Annotated in this window: 17 protein-coding genes; 6 read left to right on the top strand and 11 right to left on the bottom strand. The window is 46.1% G+C overall.

Annotation, left to right across the window (positions count from 1 at the left end):
• The first annotated feature begins 62 nt into the window (after positions 1-62).
• From napF to KO531_RS01405, 4 genes are all read left to right on the top strand, one after another.
• A complete protein-coding gene (gene napF / locus KO531_RS01420) occupies positions 63-545 on the top strand; it encodes a ferredoxin-type protein NapF (RefSeq protein ID WP_219250193.1) in 483 nt (160 codons plus the stop codon).
• 112 nt (positions 546-657) lie between these two features.
• On the top strand, positions 658-1107 hold the full coding sequence (locus tag KO531_RS01415) for a polymer-forming cytoskeletal protein (protein WP_219250192.1): 450 nt from the start codon (positions 658-660) through the stop codon (positions 1105-1107).
• A gap of 318 nt (positions 1108-1425) precedes the next feature.
• Positions 1426-2400, top strand: a complete 975-nt coding sequence (locus KO531_RS01410; protein ID WP_113938944.1) for a LysR family transcriptional regulator — start codon at positions 1426-1428, stop codon at positions 2398-2400.
• Positions 2401-2876: 476 nt separating this feature from the next.
• Complete coding sequence (locus KO531_RS01405; RefSeq protein WP_219250191.1) at positions 2877-5174, top strand: OmcA/MtrC family decaheme c-type cytochrome; 2298 nt, start codon at positions 2877-2879, stop codon at positions 5172-5174.
• Between the two features lie 107 nt (positions 5175-5281).
• Here KO531_RS01405 and KO531_RS01400 read toward each other — a convergent pair whose 3' ends face one another.
• The 8 genes from KO531_RS01400 to KO531_RS01365 form a co-directional block, all read right to left on the bottom strand.
• Positions 5282-5965, bottom strand: coding sequence for a DUF2982 domain-containing protein (locus tag KO531_RS01400; protein WP_028760584.1), 684 nt, complete (start codon positions 5963-5965; stop codon positions 5282-5284).
• Positions 5966-6022: 57 nt separating this feature from the next.
• A complete protein-coding gene (locus KO531_RS01395) occupies positions 6023-6724 on the bottom strand; it encodes a YdcF family protein (RefSeq protein ID WP_028760585.1) in 702 nt (233 codons plus the stop codon).
• A 218-nt stretch (positions 6725-6942) separates the two neighbouring features.
• Positions 6943-7860: a fructokinase gene (gene mak / locus KO531_RS01390; RefSeq protein ID WP_219250190.1), complete on the bottom strand. Its 918-nt coding sequence runs from the start codon at positions 7858-7860 to the stop codon at positions 6943-6945.
• 61 nt (positions 7861-7921) lie between these two features.
• Positions 7922-8728 (bottom strand): 3'(2'),5'-bisphosphate nucleotidase CysQ, encoded by an 807-nt coding sequence (cysQ, locus tag KO531_RS01385; protein WP_219250189.1) that lies wholly within the window; start codon positions 8726-8728, stop codon positions 7922-7924.
• A 357-nt stretch (positions 8729-9085) separates the two neighbouring features.
• Entirely contained in the window at positions 9086-10213 is a 1128-nt protein-coding gene (gene rfbD / locus KO531_RS01380; protein WP_219250188.1) for a dTDP-4-dehydrorhamnose reductase, read from the bottom strand.
• 6 nt (positions 10214-10219) lie between these two features.
• Positions 10220-10984: a phosphatase gene (locus KO531_RS01375; RefSeq protein WP_219250187.1), complete on the bottom strand. Its 765-nt coding sequence runs from the start codon at positions 10982-10984 to the stop codon at positions 10220-10222.
• A gap of 50 nt (positions 10985-11034) precedes the next feature.
• Positions 11035-14256 carry a DEAD/DEAH box helicase gene (locus KO531_RS01370; RefSeq protein WP_219250186.1) on the bottom strand — a complete coding sequence of 1074 codons (3222 nt, stop codon included), beginning with the start codon at positions 14254-14256 and terminating at the stop codon, positions 11035-11037.
• Positions 14257-14518: 262 nt separating this feature from the next.
• Positions 14519-16393 carry a DUF885 domain-containing protein gene (locus KO531_RS01365; protein ID WP_251068801.1) on the bottom strand — a complete coding sequence of 625 codons (1875 nt, stop codon included), beginning with the start codon at positions 16391-16393 and terminating at the stop codon, positions 14519-14521.
• Between the two features lie 567 nt (positions 16394-16960).
• Between KO531_RS01365 and KO531_RS01360 the strand changes: the two genes are divergently transcribed.
• Positions 16961-17170: a cold-shock protein gene (locus KO531_RS01360; protein ID WP_006080998.1), complete on the top strand. Its 210-nt coding sequence runs from the start codon at positions 16961-16963 to the stop codon at positions 17168-17170.
• Between the two features lie 110 nt (positions 17171-17280).
• Here KO531_RS01360 and KO531_RS01355 read toward each other — a convergent pair whose 3' ends face one another.
• A complete protein-coding gene (locus tag KO531_RS01355; RefSeq protein WP_219250185.1) occupies positions 17281-19227 on the bottom strand; it encodes a monovalent cation:proton antiporter family protein in 1947 nt (648 codons plus the stop codon).
• A 170-nt stretch (positions 19228-19397) separates the two neighbouring features.
• Here KO531_RS01355 and KO531_RS01350 point away from each other — a divergent pair, with 170 nt between their 5' ends.
• Positions 19398-20288 (top strand): GGDEF domain-containing protein, encoded by an 891-nt coding sequence (locus KO531_RS01350; RefSeq protein ID WP_105249714.1) that lies wholly within the window; start codon positions 19398-19400, stop codon positions 20286-20288.
• Between the two features lie 140 nt (positions 20289-20428).
• Here the strand turns inward: KO531_RS01350 and tilS are convergent, their stop codons facing one another.
• Entirely contained in the window at positions 20429-21868 is a 1440-nt protein-coding gene (tilS, locus tag KO531_RS01345) for a tRNA lysidine(34) synthetase TilS (protein ID WP_219250184.1), read from the bottom strand.
• Between the two features lie 41 nt (positions 21869-21909).
• On the bottom strand, positions 21910-25383 hold the full coding sequence (gene dnaE / locus KO531_RS01340) for a DNA polymerase III subunit alpha (protein WP_028760595.1): 3474 nt from the start codon (positions 25381-25383) through the stop codon (positions 21910-21912).
• Positions 25384-25416: the final 33 nt, after the last annotated feature.

Below are 25416 nucleotides of genomic sequence, written 5' to 3'. Positions count from 1 at the left end.
AGCCATTTTTCTTTACCCTCTAAATACCATCGCTTTACAGCATTAACCACCCGAGGAGCAACATGACTCAAAGTATTAATCACAGCCGTCGCAGCCTCTTTCGCCGGCGTAAAGATAATGCGATAAGGCCGCCTTGGGTACGTGATGATATCGAGTTCACCGATGTGTGTACTCGTTGTTCCGCCTGTCTTGAGATTTGTGAAACTCACATTATCATCAAAGGTGATGGCGGATTTCCTGAAGTCTCCTTTAAGGACAATGAGTGCACATTTTGTACTCTGTGTGCTAAGGCTTGCCCTGAAAATATTTTCGATTTGACTCAAGCACCTTGGCAATACCAAGCCCATATTCAAGAAAGCTGCTTAACCTTTCAAGGGATCTGGTGCCAAAGTTGTAAGGATGCCTGCGAACCAAGAGCCATCAGTTTTGTATTTAATATTGGCCAAGCTCCGCGTCCGCAAATAGACCTTGACCTTTGTACTGGATGCGGTGCCTGCGTAGCTCCTTGCCCTAGCAAAGCCATTGAGATAAAACGACCAACTTGATAGAAACACTGTAATTGCATTAACACATGCAGAGCTGTGCTTCTCATGGATTTTAAGCTAGTATCGCGCCTCTGTTTAACTCAGTGAATCCCTTCTCGAATTAAGTTAATTTATGATGATGTTTGTAAAAAAACTGTTTTTCCCGCCTAAAAAAAGTACCTCTTTTAGCTTTATTGCTCGAGGCACTAAACTCACGGGAAATATCGAATTAACAGGCGACGTGCTTGTTGGCGGTGATATCCAAGGTCAGCTGCTTTCTGAGGCCAATATCACCATAGAACAAGGCGGTATAATTCAAGGTGAAGTAAAGTGCCATGAATTTATCGTCGATGGGCACTTCAAAGGCAGACTTATTTGTGAGCGTTTAGTGATCCAACGTAATGGTGTTGTCGACGGCGAAGTGGCAAGTACCTCAATGCAAATCCTTGAGGGTGGCCAATTTATCGGGATGCGAATTAAAGAAGATGCACCAACCATTTATTCCCATGCAATAGGCCATACACCAACAGCAGATTCACTCAACTTACCGCCCGTGCAAAACGACGTCATAGAATCTCGCTAATCTTAAATGCATCACTATCGTTTGCTCGCCGCCTTAGGCGAGCAGACTTTGACTCACTCTTTTAGCTCAATCATTCCTTATCACTCGACGTTAAACATAGCGCCTACTCATCTAACTCTCCCCAACGCTCCTCTTTACAATGGTTAAATAATTGTTATTTTGCCGAGAGAGATCACAGTTAATCCGCATGCTGAATGTTAATCTTGGCAGTTAGTAATTATGATATTTGATCGCGGTGGTTCGGGTAATCGCAAGGACACAGAACTCCCCTAATAGCACCGCAAAAGCATTTAAGACTCATACAGGGCAAAATACAAAATGAGCAACTTATTACTAAAACAGATCTGTGAACTCGATGTTTTTACCTTGCTTGTATTTAAAAGTATTTTCGACACTGGACACGCAAATAGCGCGGCCAAAGCGCTAGATGTTTCTGCACCCAAAATAAGCCGCTGCCTCAATGCATTACGCCTAACCTTTAACGATGAACTATTTTATCGTCGTCAACAGGGGCTTAAACCGACGCCTTTAGCAGAAAGTCTCTATGTTGCTATTTGCCAGTTTACTGAATCGGTTTATCACCTCGAACAATCTGCAATCCAGATACAAAATGCGGCCATCAATACCGACTTACCGCTGCATATCGCTGCTTGTAATGGCCTGCTAAGCTTTTTAGCGCCTCAGTTAAGTACTCCTGAACTTGCCCAAAAGCTAGGACAAATACGCTTACATAAATGGCAGGAAAATAGCGCTGAGTTGATCCACGCAGGTGCGCTTGATTTTGGGATTACGTTTGAAAGTGCTGAAAATAAAGAATTAAGTTACACCAAACTTGGCTCAATCAATGGCATTTATATCGTTGCAGCCAAGCAACATCCGCTTTGGGACGTTGAGACAAATATTACCTTAGAGCAAATTTGTCGCCATCCGTTTCTATTTCAAGAACTCAAGGGCTTTAACAGTAAAATCGATCCCTTAGAATTATTTTGCCAGCGCCAAGGTATCTTATTGCCTACTGTAGAGAAAGTGATAGACAGGGAGGAATGGTATGCCCATCTATTAACCATGAAGAGTGTGGCTTTTTGTTCTAGCATTGATATGCACACAGTTAAACATATGCCCGGATTACATCTCGAGCGCCTTAGCGACACAGAGCTTAATAGACTCCACGAAACTATGATGGCGCCACATTATTATCTGATTGAGAAACCTGCAGTTCATCGGCGTTACAGCCAAAGCCAGTGTGATCTCGTCGTGCGCTCCTTACTTGCCGCACTCGAACCAGCACACTAATACAAAAATAGATTACACACTAAGTTCATCAACCTAGCTTACGTCATGGATGTTAAATGGGTTAAGTGGGTTTACTGGGCTATACTTCTATTTATCCAAGGCACAATTCAATCACTTTAAAATGCCATATCTTCCCCCCATTCTCGCCCTCTTATCCCATTGCTTTTATGCTCAAAACCTTAAGATAACGACTTAAGATTTAGGCTCCCTTAACATCGTTCATTTTGCTTAACCGAAAATGAATTCATCATTTCGGCCTAAGTTTAAAGATTGAAATTGTGATGCACATCATAGATTAGCAGCTTAATTTCACTATTTAAAATATCAAAATGCAAAGTTTAGAATTACCATTCACAGGTGTTAAATCATCGTTCACATATCAGATACAAATTTGCAAATACCACTTTATAAGTAGATGAATCCTCCTATATTAGAGGCACTGCACACGCAGTCTTATAGATAGAAAAAGGGACGCGATGATGAAAAACTACAATAAATCTCTACTGGCACTGGCTCTCGTCAGTACCTTAAGTCTTACCGCCTGCGGGGACGGAAGCGATGGTCAAGATGGGGCACCTGGCACACCAGGTACACCCGGAACACCAGGTACTCCCGGAACACCAGGTACACCCGGAGCCCCTGCGGGTTCCTTCGCAACGACAGCTCAATCCATTACAGATCTGGCATTCACGTTAAGTCCTGCTGACATTAAAGTAACCAGCAGTGAAGGCTTCAGTGTTAAATTTACTGTTACGGGTAAAAATGCAGGCAAAGTAGTCCCTTTCAAAGGACTGGATAAAATTGCAATTTATTCTTTAACAGCAAATGAAAACACCTCAGGTACTGGCGCACCGATTGAGTGGCAAAATAATGCCACGGCAAATGCCGCTGGCACTTCGTTAACTTGTACTCTAAACGGCCTGAACGGAACTAAAAACGCTTGTACTTTAACCGAAGATACAGCGACGCCAGGCACTTACACAGCAACTTGGACTTATGGTGGCGCAGCGCCAATCATTAATCCAAATGATAATCCAAACGCAGTACACAGAGTCTTTTTACGTGCTTACAACATCGCCGATAGTACAGGTGTCGTCCTATCTGACAAGATTTTGTCTGTACCCGTTGATTTTATCCCTGCAACAGATGAATTAGGTGTATCGGGTAAAGACACAGTATCTAGTGCGGCATGTAAAAACTGTCACGGTGAAGTAGACGGCCATATCGCGAAGATTGAAGCCCACCATAACTACCAAGATGTTAAAAACTGCGTAACTTGTCATAACCCTGATCTCGTTCCAAGTGACGCACAACTGGCCGAAGGTTGGGTATTTGATTTTGCTCCCATGATCCATAGGATCCACGCAGGTCATCACATCAGTGACAGCTTAAGTGGCGAAGCAAAAGAATATTTCGGTGAAGTTGGTTTCCCATCTGATTTGAAAGAATGTAAATCTTGTCATGATGGTGCACCAAGTTATAACACCAATATTTATGCACAAGCTTGTGTGGGTTGTCATATCAATGTGAACTTCACCACTGGCGAAAACCATTCAGAATTTAGTTTAGCCCAAGCTGATGATACTCAATGTAAATCTTGCCATGGCAGCGGTAGCTTAACACCTGAAGCTGTACACAGTGTCGGTAAACGCGCTGAGTATGCAAGCCTATTCAAAGTTGACTTTACCAGTGCTGCAGTAGTGACTTCAGCAGCACCTGGAATGAAAACATTGACATTAAAAGCCAATGTGACCATGAATGGCGCTGCAATTCCTAACGGAACCGATTTAAAAGTGTATAACGCGACAACTAACCCTACTGGTATGTTTGTGGCTAACGGCTTATTACTGGGTAACGTAACCACTGATGGTACTGTTTATGCTTGGAGAGATGTCAAACCAACAGCAATCGCTCTTAAGCTTGAAAATGGTACGCTGGTCGATGGTGTATTAACCTTCGTAAAAGATATTCCCGATGCCCAAGCTGTAGGTACTATCTACGTCAGTTCAGAAGCCAACGTCTGTATCAAAGCAGGTAAAGTGAGTAGCTGTAATGCCACAGGACTTGAATTTGGCCCAACAAATCCAATTGGTAACACTGCTCCTGTTAAATTCTATAGCTTAGATGCTTCTGCAGTAGTTAAAGCTCGAATGACAGATCCTGCTCGAATTACCGTAGAAGAAGCAAAATGTAACGCCTGTCACGGCACCTTAGATTATATCAAGGGCACCAGACACGGAACTTACACTTTTGATCAATGTATGAACTGTCACAACGATACAACGGGTGCATCAGGCCATAAAACAGTGGTTTCTAAAGGTGAAGACGGTAGCAAAGTCATTAATCCAGAAGTCACTTTCAATAACAAAGACTTATTCACCGTCGCCCACCGCTTCCACAGTGGTAACTTTGATGTTATCGCAGGGATCTTCCGCGATGCCAATGGTGAATTAGTCGGTTATCCATCACCAGAAACTGCATGTTCTGCATGTCACAAAGATGATGCAAAACTGTTTGCGACTGACGGTGGTTTAGCCTCTGAGAAACGTTCAATCAAAGTGGGTAGCAACTACATTAGCCCAGTAGCTGAATCATGCCGTAGCTGTCACGCTCACTCTGATGCAGCGGCTGTCGCTCACTTTAGAAGTAACGGTGCTGTGGTTGAAGCTGACGCAATGACAGATCCTAACTTACCAGTAGAATCTTGCGCAACTTGTCATGCTGAAGGTAAAACCTACGGTGTAGATAAGGTACACGCAGAGGTAGCACACTAGTACCTTTGGGTTGCCCCTGCACAACCCAAACTTTAATCTCTGCAACTCATTGGGGACCCTAGGGTCCCCTTTTTTATTGCTGATGATCTTCAATTGAGATTGTAGACTTAACCAGCTGAGCGGCTACATTGTGCAATACGTTGTCTAAGTAACTTAATAAAGTCCTTAGGTTCCCTATCTAAACTGTCATGGGGAATATACAAGTGATACCCTAAACGCGTATCTAACATCACGCAGCGATGCCCAAACATAGCCAATACGCCACGATAACGATCCCCTTCAATCACTAAAGGGCCAAACTCAGCGCCGAGATAAGTTTCTAAAGTCGCTAAGTCTGCATCTTGAGAGGCGGCTGTCACCAGCAAAGGTCGCTGTTCAGTTAATAATCCTGTTGCTAGACGCAGGGAAATATTATCGAGAATGGGATTTAAATGTTTCAGTTTAATGCCTAAATAAGATAACTCTATAGTATCTAAACCATTAGTCACCCGCGGAATATCGACCCGCTGAATATTATCCCAATCGATAGACACTTTGCCGCGGCGATGAAAATAGGTCAGCCCCTTGTCATCTAATGCTAGAGTCGTTTCCGGTTCATATACCTTGGCTAAACCGAGAATTAATGAAATCGCTCCCAAACTAAAAAACATCAAACCAACAGCAAACAAGGCCGACCACGTCAGAAACAGTCCCAAACCCAGCACCAGACTTAAGCCTCCCAGCCAAGTTAAGGTTAACCCATTTCGTTTCGATAAAGGACGCACTGATACTATTTCTGACTCAATTGTCATTGTTCATATTCCTGTTAAAACTCACTATCTTTAGACTGAACTCGGCAAACCACACCTTTAACTTACTGCCTTTATCCATAACCACAAACGGCCAATGTATTCGTGAATCGCCCGTTGAGAAGCCACTAAATTATCGGCGGTTAACCGCCACCCAAAATCATCTCGGCCAATAAAATCCGTTGGGGCAGCATATGGCTGTAAGCCTTTAGCGGCGAAAATAGCCATCGCCCTTGGCATATGAGTGGCCGATGTGACTAAGCGAAAGGGCTCCTCCCCTAACTCCCACTTTAAGTATTGCGCTTCTTCAATCGTATCGCGCGCCAGTGGAAATTGAATAATTCGGCTTTTATCAACACCTAGCTCTACCGCGGCTTTAGCCATCATTTCAGCATGGGAAAATTGAGTGAGTTCACCGCCCCAGCCGCTGACGATCAACATACACTCTTGACCCAACTTAAGTTGCCGAATTCCTTCAGTTAACCTTGTAAGGGCGACGTCCGATAAGGATTGCACCGCCGTCGCTCCCGCTATATCAGCATGCCCTGAACCTAATACCATCACAAAACAAGCGCCTGTGATGGGCGAGGAATTAATCGGGTAAGCTGATTCTAATGGCCGCACTAAGGTATTCACACTCAGTTGACTGCTTAAAAACAGTAAGAGAAAAAAAGCGCAGGATACTAAGTATTTCGCCATACTGCGACGGCGCCATACTAGAAAAGAAATCAGTAATAACAATAGGATAAAGGGAATCGGCATCATCCCCTGTGAAACAACTTTCTTAACCCAAAACATGATGTCCATGCCAAGCAATCCAAAGGAGCGCAATCATAGCATCAAAATACGGGGGGAATACATCGCACATAAAGCTAGCCCAGCGTTTTACTGGGCTATTATTTACAAGACTCCGATATCACTAGACGTTGATTTCATAGCGTAATGAGTTCACTGGTTGAGTTTATATCTTCAATAATGGATCACTTTTCCCACAACCAAGCGGCACCGCGCACACCCGATGAACAACCGTATAGATTCTGCACCACAGGCGTATGACACTCACGTCCCACCACATAATGGGCCAGCAATGCCGGTAATCTTGGGTAAATCGCCGCGACATTCGACATTCCGCCGCCCAACACTATGGCATCGGGATCGAGCATATTGATCACATGGGCGAGTGAACGAGCGAGTCTATCCATATAACGATCAAATGCAGCAACCGCAATGGCGTCACCTCCATGGACTAACAGCATAATATCGGCACCTGATTTGGCAGCAGCGCGCACTGTACCCGCAGCCGTCAAAGCCGCATTATAATCACGCACAAAGCCAGTGCCAGAGATAAAGGTCTCGATACAATCGGGATTGCCACAGAAACATCGGGTGGTATTGAACTCTTCCTTGGTCATCCAAGGCAAAGGATTATGACCCCATTCACCGCCGATACCATTACCACCACCGTGAACTTTGCCGTTAATTGCCACACCCGCGCCACAACCAGTACCAATAATCACGCCAAACACCACAGAAGCGCCAGCGGCTGCCCCATCGACCGCCTCTGATACCGCAAAACAGTTTGCATCATTGGCAACCCGCACTTCACGCTGCAACAATTCCCCTAAATGTACATCGAGGGGCTGACCATTGATCCACGTCGAGTTAGCATTTTTGACTAAACCTGAATAGGGCGATACCACACCAGGAATACCCACGCCGACAGTGCATTTCTCGCCAAGAGTCGCTTCCGCTTCCTTAACTAAATCAACCACCGCAGTAAGCGTGCCCTGATAGTCACGTGGCGTCGTCACACGTTTGCGAAATAGCTCATTGCCCTCATCACTCAGTGCGACTAATTCTATTTTTGTTCCACCTAAATCGACGCCCATGCGCATCATGAATTACCACTCCAGTGTTTAGCTTGCCCTTTCATCAAGTGAGATTGATGCAAGGCAATCGTTATTTTACCCAGCCAGGAGCTGTGGCAATAAAGTAAGGGTTTAAAATGTCAGGTTTTTGATTATAAGTTAATGGTTCACCTGAGTCATAACAGACAACTGTACCGCCTGCACTTTCGAGTACAGCTTGCGCCGCCGCAGTATCCCATTCGCTGGTTGGGCCAAGTCTGGGGTACAGATCGGCACTGCCTTCAGCCAACATACAAAACTTAAGCGAGCTACCCACGCTTAAGATGTCATGCTCACCAAACTGTTGTAAATATTGCGCTAAGCCTGGGCTCAAGTGCGAGCGACTGCCGACAATCATCGGCATTTCGCGTGGCGTGTTGGCCCCCAATAAGGGACTCTCTTGACCCGTTCGTTGGCGCCACGCACCTAAATGTTTAGCACCGTAATAATACGTATCGAGCACAGGCGCATATACTACACCTGCGATAGCAACCCCTTGATGGATAAGCGCAATATTGACGGTAAACTCGCCATTGCGTTTAATAAATTCCTTAGTGCCATCTAAAGGATCAATCAACCAATAGGTTTGCCATTGACGACGCACGTCCCACGCGATATCCGCCGCTTCCTCAGACATAATAGGAATACCGACAAACTGCTTTGCCAATGCTGCCACTATCACGTGGTGCGCGGCTAAATCGGCCGCCGTCACAGGGCTATCGTCCCCCTTATGGCTCACCGAAAAGTCATCTTGACCATAAACCGTCATAATGGCATCGCCTGCGGCTTTGGCAATCGCGACCACTTGCAGTAGATCTTGTTTGGTCAATGTCTGCGCTATTGTCGTCTTGTCTGTCACTGAAACTTCCTTAATGCATTAAATATCTTGGCATTATGCCATTGTCATCCAAGGGGAATTTAGAACAAATTCATCATACATCAAGCAAAATAGACTAAGACTCGCAGCTTAAACCGCGGTGCACAAAACCACAGATAAACAAAGTGATTACGATACTAAGGTAAGCCATTGGCGCTGAGAAGAGGCTTAAGTCCAGTTGCATTCGTATTCACAGCTCATGTTTTCATATTGATAGTCTAAAGCCGTCGCTTAAATCTGATTATTGGCGAGCTTATTGTTTTCGAAAGTGTTAATCACTGCGATGACGTAAACGCTTAACGCCTGATTAAAACTGCCTAAACCCAAATGTGAGTCATGTTAATTGTCGTCATGATAGCGTCGCAACATGCAATTCAGTTGCTGACGCCAATCTTGCCATACGACGTTATCAGGCATAGGCAGTGCGGTATTGACAGCCAAAGTGGACTGCACTTTGGCACTATTCAACACGCTATAACTCGGTCTTTTTGCCAAACTCACGCCGCGATTTAATGCTTGTTTAGCATAGTGAGCGCTGGTAATCGGCTGGATAACTACTGGCAGACTTAACAGATTTAGCGCTAGGGCTTGTCGCTGGATTTCACAGGCAAATTCATACCAACTGCATTGGCCTTGAGCGCTGTAATGAAATACGCCCGAGCACTGTTGCATGACTAATTGCCAAATCACCTTAGCGAGTGCATCACTCCACGTCGGACAGCCGATTTGATCGACTATCACCTGCAATCTTGGTTGAGTGCGCATCAAGTTCAGCATGGTTTGGACAAAATTATGCCCATCTTGACCGTAGAGCCATGAGGTACGCACAATCGTTGCATCCTCGCCCAGAACCGCCAATACCTTCTGCTCGCCGAGCAACTTACTCGTACCGTAAGCAGACAACGGCTCGGGAGCATCAAGTTCAACAAATGGCCTTGGTAAATGATTTGGAGCTGAGTCTGGATTTTGATACTGCTCAGCGCCAGTTTCTCTAACATCACAAACAGCATGACCACCAAACACATAATCGCTCGACACATGCAGTAGGCGCGCCCCCGACAGCCAACATTGCTGCGCCAATAACTCAGGGCCGAGTGCATTCACGCCATTCGCTTCAATTGCATCATGCTCAGCAGCATCCACTGCATTATAGGCCGCACAATTGATCACCCAGCTTGGTCGATATTGAGTAAACACGGCAGCAATATTGGCGGCATCGGTAATGTCTAACTGACTACGACTTAGCGCATAAAGCTTAAGTGGTGCGACTGAGTTTGCACTTGTACTTGTACTTGTACTTGTGCAGGTATTTGGGGCTAGCTCACCAATATCGGCAGCGACTCTCAGCAAGGCCTTAGCGAGCTGACTCTTCGCACCAGTGATTAACACCACTTGAGGAGTGTTAGCGTCTGTGGCACTCGCCGCCCCGCATTGAAGTGGCGTCACTTTAGTTGCCACTATTTTCATCACTAATCAACAGCATGGCTCATCGTCACTGAATAAGGGGATCAAATCAGCAACGGTTTCATGGCCACGGGCAGCTAAAAAGGCCAAGAGTGCTGAAGGACTACGATTAAGTAATCGTGATGGCGGATAAGCCACTTCATCGATAATCGCTTGCGCCCGCGCAAAACCGCCTAAGCTAAAAGCCACGTGGGAATCAGAGCCCATAACTAAAATCGTGCCAAATTCCTTGGCCGCTTTGGCAATCGCAGTGCAATTGGCTTCGCTGCCCTTACGGGAAACTTCAAAGGAGGAATTGTTAATTTCGAGCGCCACACCGTATTCGGCTGCGACGCGGGTAACGGCTTCAATATCAATCGGATAGGCTGGATTACCTGGATGAGTAATGATATCAACCTTGCCGCTCTTAATCGCATTAATCATGGCCTCTGTGTGAGTCGCTTTATCTGACGGAGGATAGACGGGCTCATGAAATCCTGCGAGCACAATATCGAGCTGCTTTAAATAATCACCAAAGAAATCAATCTCGCCGTCGATATTTTTGATGTTTGCTTCGATACCCCGCAAAATCCCGACGCCATCAACCATACGTGGCAAAACTCTTAAATTCACAAAGTGCCAAAAATGCGGCGCATCGGCCATCGCAGGCCCATGATCTGTGGTGGCAAATAGGCGAATCCCCTTCTGCTTTGCCACCGCTAAGTAGTCATGAATCGTGCTATAAGCATGGCTCGAAGCCACAGTATGGGTATGAGTGTCGACTTGGTACTGCATGGTTCACCTCAGTCAAATGATTCAATCAATTTAGAAAAACTGGCCACGATTTAGCTAAAGAGCGATAACAGTTCATCGGCGCTTCCTTGCCATGTGCCCTTGCCTTTACCTTCGAGAATACTGTCCGCCAGACTTTGCTTATGCTGCTGCATTTCTTGGATTTTTTCTTCGACTGTACCTTCTGCAATCAGCTTATAGACAAACACGGGCTTATCTTGGCCGATACGATGGGCTCTATCCGTAGCCTGTTTTTCCGCCGCCGGATTCCACCAGGGATCATAGTGGATCACAGTATCCGCCGCGGTGAGATTGAGCCCAGTGCCGCCCGCTTTTAAGCTGATTAAGAACACAGGCGTATCGCCCTCTTGGAACTTATCTATCTGCGCTTGGCGCAGGCGAGTTTGTCCTGTGAGTTTACTGTAATCGAGCCCCAGGTCCACCAGCTCAGCTTCAATCAAGCTGAGCATGCTAGTGAACTGGCTGAAAATCAATATCTTACGTCCCTCTTGCACCATTTCTGGTAAGTTCTGCTTCAGCCAGTCTAACTTAGCATTATTCTTCACTTTCTGCGCTTGCTCTAACTTCACCAAGCGCGGATCGCAGCAGGCTTGGCGTAGCTTAAGTAAGGCATCGAGAAACTCGATATGACTGCTACCAACGCCTTGAGTGGCAAATAAATCCCGCAGTTTTTTCTCCATCACCAGTCGAATACTCTCGTAGAGATTACGCTGATCTTTTTCTAACTCTAAACTCTGGGAGATTTCGGTTTTAGGGGGTAATTCACCGACCACTTCATCTTTGGTTCGACGCAACACAAAAGGCGCAATCCGCTGACTCAAGATTTGCGCTTGCTCCATATCGCCATAACGTTCGATTTTGTGCCTAAAGGATTTGTTAAAGAAGGCATTCGTGCCGAGTAATCCTGGCAAACTAAAATCCATCAAGGACTTAAGTTCGCCTAAGTGATTTTCAAGCGGCGTACCCGACAGGCACAATCTAAACGGCGCTTTAAGATCTTTAATCACTTGAGTCACTTTCGCCTGCGCATTTTTTATCTGCTGCGCTTCATCCAGCACGATATGTTCAAACACCTGCCGTTGATAATAGTCACTGTCGCGCACAATCAGCGGATAGGTCGTCACCACAATATCAAACTCATTTAAGCGTTCGAGCAAAGGCTTGCGCAAGGCGCCATGAATGACGACAAGCTTTAACGAAGGCGCAAATTTCGCGGCTTCTTTCGCCCAATTACCCACCAAGCTCGTTGGGCAAATAATTAAACTCGGTGAACAACTTGCCACCGTGGATTTTAGTTCTTGCTGCTTAAGTAAAAAAGCCAAGGTTTGAATGGTTTTACCCAGCCCCATATCATCGGCCAAAATACCGCCAAGCTGATATTCCTTTAAGAAACAGAGCCAATTTAAGCCTTGCTGTTGATACTGGCGTAACTCAGCATTTAAGTTGTCTGGGACTGTGACCTCTAACACACCGTTAAAATTTTCGAGCTTAGTCGCTAAACTGCGCACTCGTTCACCATTAAGCAAACGAATATCACTGTCGGCAAAATCATTTAATAGGTGGGCACGGTATTTAGGCAAAGACACGCTGTTGCCTTTGTGGCTATCGAACAGTTCTAAAATAATGCTGATCAGCGGCTTAATCACGCTGGCTTTGACTTTTAACCAATCACCATTTGGGCTTGGTAACAGCAGTTCTGCATCATCGGCGGGCTCACCGTACTGCTTAAGCCAAGTGGCAATTAAAGGCAACATAGGCACTATTTGACCATCAATGTCAGCATTCAGTGACAGAGAAAACCAACCCTCTTGCGTATCATCCAGCTCAATCGCCAGCGGAGTATCAATGACATTTAAGCTGAAATTGTCGGCAAAATGCACTTGGTGACCTAAAGCCTCTAGCGCCGGGATTTCCTGTTGAATAAAGTGCAACCAAGCATCAATCGTTTCAGGCAGTGAACCTAACCCCCAAATGCTGACATAGCTGCCACTGTTAGGGATAAAAGAAGGCGCAAGCTCCACCAGTTCCAATGCCATCAAACGATTAATCGCATCCATTTCCGCATCGAGTTGACGCGCGATTTGATAGGTTTTGCCTTGATGGGTGACTAAGGACAAGGGCTCGTCGGGATATTGGCCGCCGAGCACCACATCTTGATAGACAAATTCCAGCAGCACTAATGGCTGCGCCATAGCAAACTCAGGTAAATCCTGCGAGGTTAAGGTCAACCTAACTTGAAGCGGCACTTGCAGCTCGACAAAATCAATCAAAGCAGGCGTAGGTACCGTTTTCGCCGAAAAATGCTTAATCAGTTTGTGGCTCACCAGTTCAATCTGAGAGCTAGGCACTGGCGGCATCTGACTGAGTAATAACAGCTTTTCAACACTGATCTCTGTGTCTAATGCGCCCACTTTAAAATAATCTAAATCAATATAAGTCGGTGGCTCACAGGGGATAAGCTCCCAATTGTCTTTATTGGGCAGCATTAACTGCATTTGTTTATGCTCGGCATCCTTATCTAGCCAAATGAATTCAGGCTTGCTCGCTTCACCTCGGGTGAGCGGTAAACGGCTCTCCTCCCAAAAACACCGCCCAGTGACGAGCATTTTTTCCAGTGCCATGGCACCTAACTGAGCTTTAAGATACAGACGCGAGGCACCGTGGCGACGGGTAGACATGATGAGATTGATGATGAGCACGTCTTCAGCACCAATCCAAGCAGGCATGTAATATTGCACGTCGGATAAAGCGATTTTCGAGCCTTTGTTATAGCCACCATTCTTCGCCAACTTGCCTTTTCTTAGCTCAAGAAAGACACCGTTATCATCTTTAGATAACACGTACAGCACGCGATCGTCGTAGAGTAAATCAACATTTGAAACCGTGAGATCATCACTTTCGTCTAGCAGATGTAACCACTGAGCAATACGTTGATCTTCAACGGTTCTATCACTCAGTAAACTGTAAAGTACGGCAGCAATATGTTTGCAATGCCCAGTGGCGGGACATGAACAGAAGCCATTCATGATCAACTTATGGTTCATGCTGACAAGGCGAATATCCTGCCGATAGGGCTGGGATTCCGTCCCCATGACACGACCTTCAATATGACGAAAATCGGCGTTCGCTTTGGCGCTCAACACCCGTCCTTTCATCACATAATCACGGGCACGCATTAAGGTTGGCGGCGTGAATAATGACTCAATCGTGGTTCGAGTCAATTGGATAGGATCTTGGGGGGACAAGCGATTCATGTAAAAACCTTGAAACTAAAAATATCAACTCCGAGCAATAGCAAGCCATTGCCGCGCGACATTTATCAATAAGTTGTGTGGGATTGTATTGAAAGCCTTGGCCGAAAGCCAGAATGATAGCCTCTATCGATAAACCCACCCTGCCTGCAAGATAAGAGAACACACTTATTCGCAGACAGGGTATGAGCTTTACCAAGAGTAAAGTAATTGATAAATAATTACTTATTATCAATTGCTTAGCGTTAACCACTACAACCAAATGCTAAACTTGCGCTTTAGCGTCTGTGGCTTTGGCCTCAGCATTTTTTGTATCAGCACTTTTTTTATCAACAATGTAGCGATCGACTAATGTTTCTAAGATATCCAAAGGAACTGCACCATTCTTCAGAACTACATCGTGGAAATCCCTGAGATCGAACTTATCACCTAAGGCCAACTTGGCTTTTTCGCGCAGTTCGAGAATTTTCATCATGCCGACTTTATAGGCCGTCGCTTGGCCTGGCATAACGATATAACGCTCAATCTCAGCCGTGACATCACGATCGGACATGCCAGTATTTTTCTTCATATAGTCAATCGCTTGCTCGCGAGTCCAACGGCTATGGTGAATACCCGTATCTACCACTAGACGCACAGCGCGGAACAACTCAGCCTGCAAACGACCTATATTATCAAAGGGATCCTTTTGAAAACCAAGCTCCCACGCCAAACGTTCACTATATAAAGCCCAACCTTCAATGTACGCCGTAAAAGGCGCCATCTTACGAATAAGTGGCATACCTTCTAACTCCATCGCCACTGCAATTTGGAAATGATGCCCAGGGATCCCCTCGTGGTAGGCTAAAGTGCGCATACCGTATTTAGGCGTGGCCTTGATGTCATATAAATTGGCATAGAAACGCCCTGGACGACTACCGTCAATCGCGGGCTGCTGATAATAGGCACCCGGTGCCGTTTTCTCTTTAAACTCAGGAATACGCACCACTTCCATGCCCGCTTCGGGTCGAATACGGAAGGCATCACCGAGTCCCGCATTCACTTCATCAAGAATCGCTTGATAATCAACGAGGATTTGCGCCCTACCCGCATCGCTATCCTCGTAGTAAAACTTAGGATCGGCGGCTAATGCTTCAATCGCGACCGAGAAACCTTGGCTTATATCGTAACCTTCAGCGGCTAAGATAGTCATGATTTCATTTTGAATGCGATCTACTTCAGCGAGCCCTTTGGCATGGATTTCGTCCGCAGTGTAATTAGTGGTCGTAAAGAACTTCAGCAATTGCTCATAGGCAAGGTTGCCATTTGGCAGCGCCCAATAACCATCATCCGTCCCAGCTTTGGCTTGTAGCTGGGTAAGGTAGTCGATAAATAATTGATACGCTGGATGCACGTAACCTTTAATGTCCGCTTCCACCGCTGCCAATAACCGTGCTTGCTCATCGGCACTGATATCCGTGTCAGCCAATTTAGTTTTGAAGGAACTGTAGAGAATATTGTCTTGAATCGGCGTCGCGACAAACTCATTCATCTCGGTCAGAACACGCTCAATCACAAACTTTGGCGGGATAATCCCCTTAGCCTCACGAATTTTTAAGCCTTCGAGAGTTTGCGCAAACTTAAGTTTCACTTTTTGTAAACGCGACAGATAGTTTTCAGCATCGCCCACAGAATGCACTTGGTGCTGCGCCTGCATAAAGCTGGGATAACCGTTTTGCACGCCAAACAACTGATTCAGCGGATAGTTATGGTAACGATACGGCTCAGAGATCAGCGCAAAATCGGCAAGATATAGGGCGATATCCTTGGAGATACGTTGATTTTCATCTAAATCCGCATCGGAATAGCTCAATAGGGTTTCACGCAGATCTCGCACTTGCGCGAAAGTCTTATCCATCGCCTCAGGACTATCGTCATCCAACTCTGCGTTATGGCCTGTAATCCCTACCGATTCCAAGAATCCCAATGAGGTTAAGGTCTCAGGGCTTTCGAAAGCCATCTTGACCACACTGTGGTCTAGAAATGCGCGAAAGAAAAACGGCTTTTTCGCAAACCATTCATGGACGGCCAGCGCCACTAATAACAGCACTAAGACTAAGCTGCCAAGTCCAATCCGTTTTAGTACTGTTTTCAACGTCATTCTCCATTCTTAATTATATTCAATCTAAAGTTATCGCCCTGAATCCATAGCTCAAGCACGTTTTTATTGGATGACGAGAATACCATTAACCACAAATAAGTAACAATTCAATAACGTAACGAATCATGACAGAATCCTTACCTAAGCATACAAGCCGCATTTAAACCTAATGGAACGGATTGAAAGGTTAATCGCAAGTCAGTCATGGCAAACATAAAAAAACTTTCACACTAGATAACAATCAAAAACAAAATCTAAATAGTTGAATATTAATAGTTATATCTAATTCCGCACTCAATAAGTCGCAAAAAAGCAGTTTCAATATGAGAGGTATTTAAAAATAAAACTATACAAACCCCTAGAGTATGTTAATCTGCACTCCGGCCTGTGATTCAGACCTATTTATAAGCAATATTATGTATTTGAAAACCTTCGCTACGCCTGTAATATTTTTTTTGCTGTCATGAAGCTTTCCACTCATAACTTATCATCAATGTAAATAATTCTATTTCTGGCTAACATACCGCATAATTGCGAATTATTTGTTTGAAAATTTTGGAGACATTCATGTCTAAAACTACTGGTGTAGTTAAATGGTTTAACGAAGATAAAGGTTTTGGTTTTATTTCTCCTGACAATGGTGGCGCTGACGCATTCGTTCATTTCCGCGCAATCGTTTCAGAAGGCTTTAAAACTCTTGCTGAAGGTCAAAAGGTTTCTTTTGACATCGAACAAGGCCAAAAAGGTCCTCAAGCTGCGAACGTAGTTATTCTGTAATTAGACTTTGTCTAATTTAAGTTAACAAGTTCCAGACAAAAATGCCGACACTATGTCGGCATTTTTATATCTGCATTTTCATCCATCTCAAAAGAGTGAACCTCAGGCCTTTAGCCATGTAAGAGCTTAGCCTCAGCTTTCTCAAGTCGTCGTGGTTTACCCACTATCAGTAAGATATCCCCTGCACGAAAAACCCAGTCCTGCTCAGGATGTTCCACTTCGGCGCCATTGCGACGAATCGCCCTTAACTCTACTTTCAATGTTTCCCACAAGATATCGGCAACGGTTTTACCAATCGCATCAGCCCCACGCGGTAATGCCACCGCATGCAATGACTCTAAAGTAAAATCAGTTTCTGTGCCGGAAAAGAAGCCGTGTAAAAATTGATAATGATTGCGCCGCTCAGATTCTAGCCGTTTTAGGATCCGTGCCAATGGCACACCACATTGGTGTAGTACCTGCGATACTAACATCAAGCTCCCCTCTAAAGACTCAGGGATCACTTGATTAGCTCCCGCCTTTTTAAGCAAGTCTAGATCGCTGTCGTCTTTGGTTCTAACTAAAATTTTAGCCTCTGGTGCCAATAACTTACATAAAGGTAAGACTTCTTCTAAACTACGTGACTCACAAAAAGTGATAACGATCATCTTGGCCTGTTTAACGCCCATTTGTTTTAAAATTGCCCGTTTACACACATCACCGAAATAAATAGGTTCGCCCGCACGACGCGCTTCAGTGACGCGCGTTGGATCGAGATCCAATACCAGATAGGGTACAGCTTCAGTTTTTAAAAAACGGGCAATGGTTTGTCCTACTCGGCCGTAACCAAAAATCATCACCAGCTCATGATCATCCATCATCAATGGCACAGCTTCATCCACATGCTTTGCCTGACGGATCCCCAGCGCCCACTTAGCAATATCCACACTATGACGAACTAACCAAGGAGCTATTGCCATGGAAAGCACGGCGACCATGACTAATATGGTACTGATCTCATTATTTAAAAGTTGATAGTTGACCGCTAAAGCCAATACCACAAAACTGAACTCCCCCACTTGAGCTAAGCTCATAGCCGTACTCATCGCAATTCGAAAAGGCTCACCTACTAATCTTAAAATGCCATGAATGATCAGCGCCTTACCTAGCACAACAGCCACTAAGATCAGCAGTATCTGCCACCAGAAACGTATCACTAAGGTAAAGTCCAGCATCATGCCAATGGAGATGAAAAACAGCCCCATCAATAGATCACGAAACGGTCGTATATCCGCCTCAAGTTGGCGGCGATACTGGCTTTCTCCCAGCAGCATACCCGCCATAAATGCCCCCAGCGCCATAGATAATCCTAGCCACTGAGTAAAAGCCCCTGTGACAAGCGCAACGACTAAGGTCGATAATACAAACAGCTCATTGGAGCGAGAACGCGCAACCTCATCAAATATCCGCGGCAACGCCCACTTACCAAACGCCATTAAGAGGAAAAAGGCCAATATGCCTTTGAGCAAGGCAAAGGCGATGTCCGCGACCATCAAAGGTTCGCCGCCATTGGCCAGTAATGGCAATAGGATCAACAACGGCACAACCGCTAAATCTTGGAACAAAAGCACGCTGACGGAGAGTTCGCCGTGGCGGCGCCTCAGCCATCCCTGTTCATTGAGTAATTTGAGGACAATAGCAGTAGATGACAACGCGATGGCAGCACCGATAACCAAGGCTTCAACCCAATTCAGGCCGCACAATAGGGCCATGCCCATGGTCAACAGGGTCGTGATCACCATCTGCGCACTGCCTAAGCCAAATACAGTCCGGCGCATGGCCCACAGCCGCGGCACAGAGAACTCTAAGCCTAAGGTAAACATCAGCAGCACAACGCCAAGCTCGGCGACAGATTGCATTTGATGCTGGGTAAACCAATGAAAACCACTCGGGCCACTCACAACCCCTGTGAGTAAATAAGCCAGAATTGCGGGTAGGCCCAAACGACGCAGCACAGCAATGGCCACAATGGCAATCACGAGCATAAGTAATACTTGGATTAAAAAGCTATGTTCCATTGGGGCTATGACTCCTGTCAAAATGCTGACGTGTCAAAAAATCTAACTCTCAGTTTTAAGCTTAACTGAATGACTAACAAAGACAAATTTTATTAACAAATATTGCGGCACGGTATTTGCTTAGACTAGGTTAGAGATGTATCGCACTAACATTTGCTGGAGTGATGATTATGGACTTTGGCCTAGCGACCGAGCTGTATCCCGACGAATATCGCTATCAAACAGAACATTATAGTCCCAATGATAATCCATTGGACTTGATACAAGTGATCCAACAACTGCATGCCAGTTTAGATCCTAGGACAGTCTTTGCCTGCTATGGCAAAGTGCTGGGACAACACTTGCCGATCCAAGGCGTGCGCTTAACCTATGGCGAGCACAAATTCAGCTGGGGCAAACGTTATGGTATCAGCGTCAAACGACAGCTCATGTGTGCAGGAATGCCATTAACGATTCAGTACCAACTGGTGACGCCATTTACGCCATCACAAACCTCAAACTTACAGGATATTGAACCGCTGTTATTGCAACCTTTATTAAATGCGTTGCAATATCAAGAAATGTCGATGCAAGCTATGTTTGACTCGCTCACTGGCTTAGGCAATCGCCATTATTACAGTCAGAGTCTCAGTAATGCGACCGCCAGAGCCCATCGAAAACAAGGAGCCGTCGCTCTCATAGTGCTCGATCTTGATAACTTTAAACAACTTAATGATAAATTCGGCCATAAATGTGGTGACTATATTCTGAAGGAATTTGGTGACATCATTCGTGCAACCATACGCAATACAGATCAAGCCTTCCGGATTGGTGGTGATGAATTCGTCATTATTGTCCAAGGCAATATTCATGCGGCTGGCTTGTTATGTGAACGGATTGTCTCGGTAATTAATCAGCACAGTAGTTTCAATCAATTTGGGGTGAGCTGTAGTTTAGGGGCGGCAGAATCACACGATACCATTGAAGCCGAACAACTTTATGAACTTGCCGATAAGGCACTTTATCAAGCCAAAGCAGCCGGACGTAACTGCTATAAACTCAGCCAAAATCAATTAGTTTAACACGCGCAGGGATGCCAAATGAAATGCGATAACTCACTCGCAGCGCGTACCCCATAAAGGTCTAAATCAAACTGACGCGCTGCGTTCCACTCTCCTCTCGCTTTCCTAGAACACACCAATATTCCAAGATTAACTCTCGACTAGAATTCCTTTGCTTCCTCAACAAACACCTGTAAACCAAGTCCATTCGACTCAACAATAAAGCCCTTTTCAACCCACAGTCCAATTGCCATCACCAGTTGCTCGCCATAAAACACAAACCCCACCTTTTCGCGTACCCAAGGCGGAATGGCAAACTCTTGCCACAGTTTCTTTAATTCTCGCCCCTTACCCCGAGAATGCGGGTGGCAGCGAAATTGCCCCGCAAGTTGATAACGCACACTGACCACTTCATCAGGCCAAGGTAAACGGACTCTGGGACCTTGTTTTATCACTATCAGCCTAATCTGCTCACCATTCGCTAAGCCCGCAGGCGACACGACTAATTCGGTACTATCTCCCTGTAATAAAGAAATAAAGTCATGCTGTGGCAATGTCCAACTCACAGGCTGAGTGTGACGTTTGTGAGTTTGATACTTGAATAAATAGACTTGATTAGCAAAGCGACGGATTTCACACTCACCCACTCGAATATGCACTTTAGCATCGTCTTTCGCGTTAAGAAGCTGAGTGATGATTTGCTTAAGCTGCACCTTTGAGGGCAAGGCGAACCCTTGGGATTCAATAAAACCCCGCAAGAGTAACGCTTGCCAGTCGGCTGACTGTTCGGCAAAACCATCGAGCTTGAATACACTTTGAGTATGGTAAGGCGCTTGGGTTAACCATAAAGGTAAACGTTCACTCACCAGTAAATCCAGCGTCGCCTGTTGTTCGGCGCACAATGCCGCACTGCGACTCGCAGTTGTCGCAATACTCGGCCAACGCGCTTTTAAGCGGGGAATGATTTCTAAGCGTAAAAAATTTCGATCGTACTTATCGTCTTGATTACTTTCATCTTCGATATGCACTAAGCCTTGATGTTTCGCGTAGGCTTCAATTTGCTCACGGCTGATATCCAATAACGGCCGCAGTTGTTTGCCTTGTGCTAATGCTTGAACTTGTCCCATGGCCGCCAATCCTTTTGGTCCTTGTCCACGTTTCAGCGCCAGTAAGATAGTCTCAAGCTGATCATCTTCATGGTGAGCCGTCAGCAACACATCATTGGCACTTAAATGCCGCTCAATCGCCTGATAACGCACTTTGCGCGCTTCAGCTTCAAGGCTCAATCTTGGCCCACGATTAACCGCGACTCGCTCAACCGTCACGGGCAGGTCGTAATACTGGCCCCGCTCAAGGCAATGCTGTGCCCAAGCCTCAGCGTTATCGCTTAGGCCATGGTGTACATACACTAGCTGATAATTAAACTCCGGATGTTGCCGTGCAAACTGGCTTAAACCAAAGGCCAAGACTTCGGAATCAACCCCACCACTGTAAGCCAGTACTAACTTGCTGTCAGGCGCTAAGGATTGCGCAGCCAAAAAATCACAGATATGCGCGCTGAGATCGCCAGCAGTCGACGCTTCGTCAAGCTTAACCGACATAAGTTAACTTCATCTGTTTGCACCTAAGACATTCACCAACATTAGAATAAAATTCGCACCTTGTTTGGCCCGAGCAGCGATTCGAGCGAGAGCATCAAATCATCGGTCGGATTCACTCGCCAAGCATCGGCTAACCTAAACTGACCTTTGGCTTGAGCTTGAGTGTAATTGATCACCACAGGCACAGCACCGTTACGCCACGGGCTTAGGGCTTGCTCGAAAGTGTCTAACGCCGATGGCGTTAACTCGCTGCCATCCATATCAATTTCCAGCGCCTTGGCAAAGTGGCTGCGCGCCTCACTGATATCAATGATGTTACGCGCCGTCATGCGGTTGCCGCCGGCAAAATCATCGTAACTCACCTCACCTTCACAAATGAGGATGCGGTCTTTCTCCAGCAGATGATTAAATTTTTCAAAGGCTTCGGTAAACAACATGATTTCAAGACGTGCGCTCTTATCATCGAGTGTCAACAGGCCCATTTTCGAGCCGCGCTTGGTCAGCATCACTCGCGTTGCCACCACTAACCCCGCAGCCTTAGCAGTTTTACCGCGTTCGGTGGGATGCACATCTTTCAAGCGACCGGACGTGTAATGCTTCAGCTCTTTTAAATATTGATTGATCGGATGACCAGTCAAATACAAACCTAAGGTTTCGCGCTCGCCTTCGAGCCAAATTTTATCTGGCCATGGGGTACATTCGACAAACTGCTGCTTACTGTCTTCGGGTTCACTGTTGAGCAAACCAAACATATCGTGTTGGCCAATCGCCTCGGCTTTGGCATGTTGATCAGCAGCGCGAATCGCTTCGGGCAAGGTTGCCATCATAGACGCACGATGCGGCCCTAGAGTATCGAGTGCGCCCGCGCAGATCAGCTTTTCAATCACGCGCTTATTGAGCTTTTTCAAATCAATACGGGCACAGAAATCGAATAGATCCACGAAGGGGCCATCTTTACGGGCCTCTAAAATCGATTCAACTGGACCTTCACCCACGCCTTTAATGGCGCCAATGCCATAAACGATGCGCAAATCATCATCGACGGTAAATTTGAACAAGCCTTTGTTCACATCCGGAGGAATGAGCGGTAATCCCATACGCTCGCATTCATCGACCAAAGTCACAATTTTATCTGTGTTGTCCATATCAGCCGACATTACCGCCGCCATAAACTGCGAAGGATAATGGGTTTTTAGCCATAAGGTCTGATAAGACACAAGCGCATAGGCGGCTGAGTGAGATTTGTTAAAACCGTAGCCGGCGAACTTTTCCACTAAGTCGAAGATCTTCATCGACAAGTCGCCGTCGACGCCGTTATTGATTGCGCCCTCTTTAAAGATACTGCGCTGCTTGGCCATCTCTTCGGGCTTTTTCTTACCCATAGCACGGCGCAACATGTCGGCGCCGCCAAGGGTGTAACCCGACAACACCTGTGCAATCTGCATCACTTGCTCTTGATACAGAATAATGCCGTAGGTCGGTGATAGCAGTTCTTTTAGTGATTCATGCTGGTACTGAGAATCGGGATACGATACTTCCTCGCGCCCATGCTTACGCTCGATGAAGTTATCTACCATGCCCGATTGCAAAGGCCCAGGGCGGAACAATGCCACCAGTGCGATCATGTCTTCAAAACAGTCGGGCTGCAGACGCTTAATCAAATCCTTCATACCACGGGATTCCAACTGGAATACCGCCGTGGTTTCATATTTTTGCAACAAGCGGAAAGATGCCGCATCCGTTAACGGAATCGCTTCGATACGCACAGGTGGGCGACCGTTTTTGACCTCGACCTTGTTCACCATTTCCAGTGCCCAGTCGATAATGGTCAAAGTGCGTAAACCCAAAAAGTCGAATTTAACTAAACCTGCGGTTTCAACGTCGTTTTTATCGAATTGCGTTACTGGGTTTTTACCTTCAGCATCGCAATAGAGTGGCGCAAAATCGGTAATTTTTGTTGGTGCAATCACCACACCACCCGCGTGTTTACCCGCGTTACGCGTCACACCTTCGAGCTTGCGACACATGTCGATCAGATCTTTTACGTCTTCATCGGCATCATAGGATTCTTGCAGGGCTGGCTCGACCTCAAAAGCCTTCGCCAGCGTCATCCCAGGTTCTGGTGGAATGAGTTTAGAAATTCGGTCAACGAAGCCATAGGGATGACCCAGCACACGGCCAACGTCACGAATAACCGCTTTTGCCGCCATCGTTCCGAAGGTGATGATTTGCGATACCGCTTCGCGGCCGTACAATTCGGCCACATGGTCGATCACTTCATCACGTCTATCCATGCAAAAGTCGACGTCAAAGTCGGGCATAGAAACCCGCTCAGGGTTGAGGAATCGCTCGAACAGTAAGTCAAATTCCAATGGGTCTAAGTCGGTAATCTTAAGCGCATAGGCCACGAGTGAACCCGCGCCCGAGCCACGACCAGGCCCTACTGGAATACCGTTATCTTTACCCCATTGGATGAACTCCATCACGATCAAGAAGTAACCGGGGAACCCCATCTGGTTGATCACTTTAAGTTCAATGTCGAGGCGCTCATCGTATTCGCCGCGTTTCTCGGCGCGCACCTCAGGATCAGGGAACAAAAACTCGAGCCGCTCTTCAAGACCCTTCTTCGAACAGTCGACCAGAAAGTCTTCAATGGACATATCGCCCGTCGGGAAATTAGGCAGGAAATATTCGTATAAACGAATCGTGACATTACAGCGTTTAGCGATTTCGACACTGTTCGACAACGCCGCAGGAATGTCGGCGAATAGTTCACACATTTCCTCTTCGCTACGCAAATACTGCTGTTCACTGTATTTTTTAGGTCGGCGAGGATCGGCAAGGGTAAAGCCATCGTGAATTGCCACCCGAATTTCGTGGGCATCAAAATCTTCGGGTTTAAGAAACACCACCTGATTAGTAGCCACCACAGGGATGCCCTTCTCCTGCGCTAAGGCCACAGCCATATGCAGATAACGCTCTTCATCGGGTCGACCTGTGCGGATAAGTTCGAGGAAATAACGGTCAGTGAAATGGGTCTGATAAAAGTCGCATAAAGATTCGACTTGTGTGCCATTGCCCTTGAGCAGTGCCTTACCCAGATCGCCTTCTTTGGCGCCCGATAACAGCAAAATGCCTTCGTTATAAGTGAGTAACCACTCTTGGTCTATCACTACACGGCCGGCCACTTGGCCACGCAAATAGGCTTGACTGATGATTTGAGTCAGATTCTGATAACCGACATTGTTCATCGCAATGATGGTTAAGGCGCATAATTCGCCTTCAAATCCGGGCACTTGCATCCAAAAATCGGCACCAATAATCGGCTTGATCCCCGCACCATGGCAACCACTGTAAAACTTCACCAAACCACAAAAGTTATTTTGGTCAGTCAAGGCGACCGCGGCCATTCCCTGCGCTTCCACCTGCGCCAAAATAGGCTTGACCTTAGCCACGCCATCGGTCATAGAGAAGTCACTGTGGACACGAAGATGCACAAAACGAGGATCGGACATAATTAGGATTATCTTTGAATAGCAGGTTAACAA

This window comes from Shewanella sp. NKUCC06_TVS (genome assembly GCF_019345515.1).
GTDB lineage: Bacteria > Pseudomonadota > Gammaproteobacteria > Enterobacterales > Shewanellaceae > Shewanella > Shewanella oncorhynchi.
This window is presented reverse-complemented; position numbering and strand designations above follow the sequence as displayed.

Excerpts from the sequence above, each read along its gene's own strand:
- napF (WP_219250193.1), top strand. The coding sequence starts at position 63 with ATGACTCAAAGTATTAATCACAGCCGTCGCAGCCTCTTTCGCCGGCGT.
- KO531_RS01415 (WP_219250192.1), top strand. The coding sequence starts at position 658 with ATGATGATGTTTGTAAAAAAACTGTTTTTCCCGCCTAAAAAAAGTACC.
- KO531_RS01410 (WP_113938944.1), top strand. The coding sequence starts at position 1,426 with ATGAGCAACTTATTACTAAAACAGATCTGTGAACTCGATGTTTTTACC.
- KO531_RS01405 (WP_219250191.1), top strand. The coding sequence starts at position 2,877 with ATGATGAAAAACTACAATAAATCTCTACTGGCACTGGCTCTCGTCAGT.
- KO531_RS01400 (WP_028760584.1), bottom strand. The coding sequence starts at position 5,965 with ATGACAATTGAGTCAGAAATAGTATCAGTGCGTCCTTTATCGAAACGA.
- KO531_RS01395 (WP_028760585.1), bottom strand. The coding sequence starts at position 6,724 with ATGCCGATTCCCTTTATCCTATTGTTATTACTGATTTCTTTTCTAGTA.
- mak (WP_219250190.1), bottom strand. The coding sequence starts at position 7,860 with ATGATGCGCATGGGCGTCGATTTAGGTGGAACAAAAATAGAATTAGTC.
- rfbD (WP_219250188.1), bottom strand. The coding sequence starts at position 10,213 with ATGAAAATAGTGGCAACTAAAGTGACGCCACTTCAATGCGGGGCGGCG.
- KO531_RS01375 (WP_219250187.1), bottom strand. The coding sequence starts at position 10,984 with ATGCAGTACCAAGTCGACACTCATACCCATACTGTGGCTTCGAGCCAT.
- KO531_RS01370 (WP_219250186.1), bottom strand. The coding sequence starts at position 14,256 with ATGAATCGCTTGTCCCCCCAAGATCCTATCCAATTGACTCGAACCACG.
- KO531_RS01365 (WP_251068801.1), bottom strand. The coding sequence starts at position 16,393 with ATGACGTTGAAAACAGTACTAAAACGGATTGGACTTGGCAGCTTAGTC.
- KO531_RS01360 (WP_006080998.1), top strand. The coding sequence starts at position 16,961 with ATGTCTAAAACTACTGGTGTAGTTAAATGGTTTAACGAAGATAAAGGT.
- KO531_RS01355 (WP_219250185.1), bottom strand. The coding sequence starts at position 19,227 with ATGGAACATAGCTTTTTAATCCAAGTATTACTTATGCTCGTGATTGCC.
- KO531_RS01350 (WP_105249714.1), top strand. The coding sequence starts at position 19,398 with ATGGACTTTGGCCTAGCGACCGAGCTGTATCCCGACGAATATCGCTAT.
- tilS (WP_219250184.1), bottom strand. The coding sequence starts at position 21,868 with ATGTCGGTTAAGCTTGACGAAGCGTCGACTGCTGGCGATCTCAGCGCG.
- dnaE (WP_028760595.1), bottom strand. The coding sequence starts at position 25,383 with ATGTCCGATCCTCGTTTTGTGCATCTTCGTGTCCACAGTGACTTCTCT.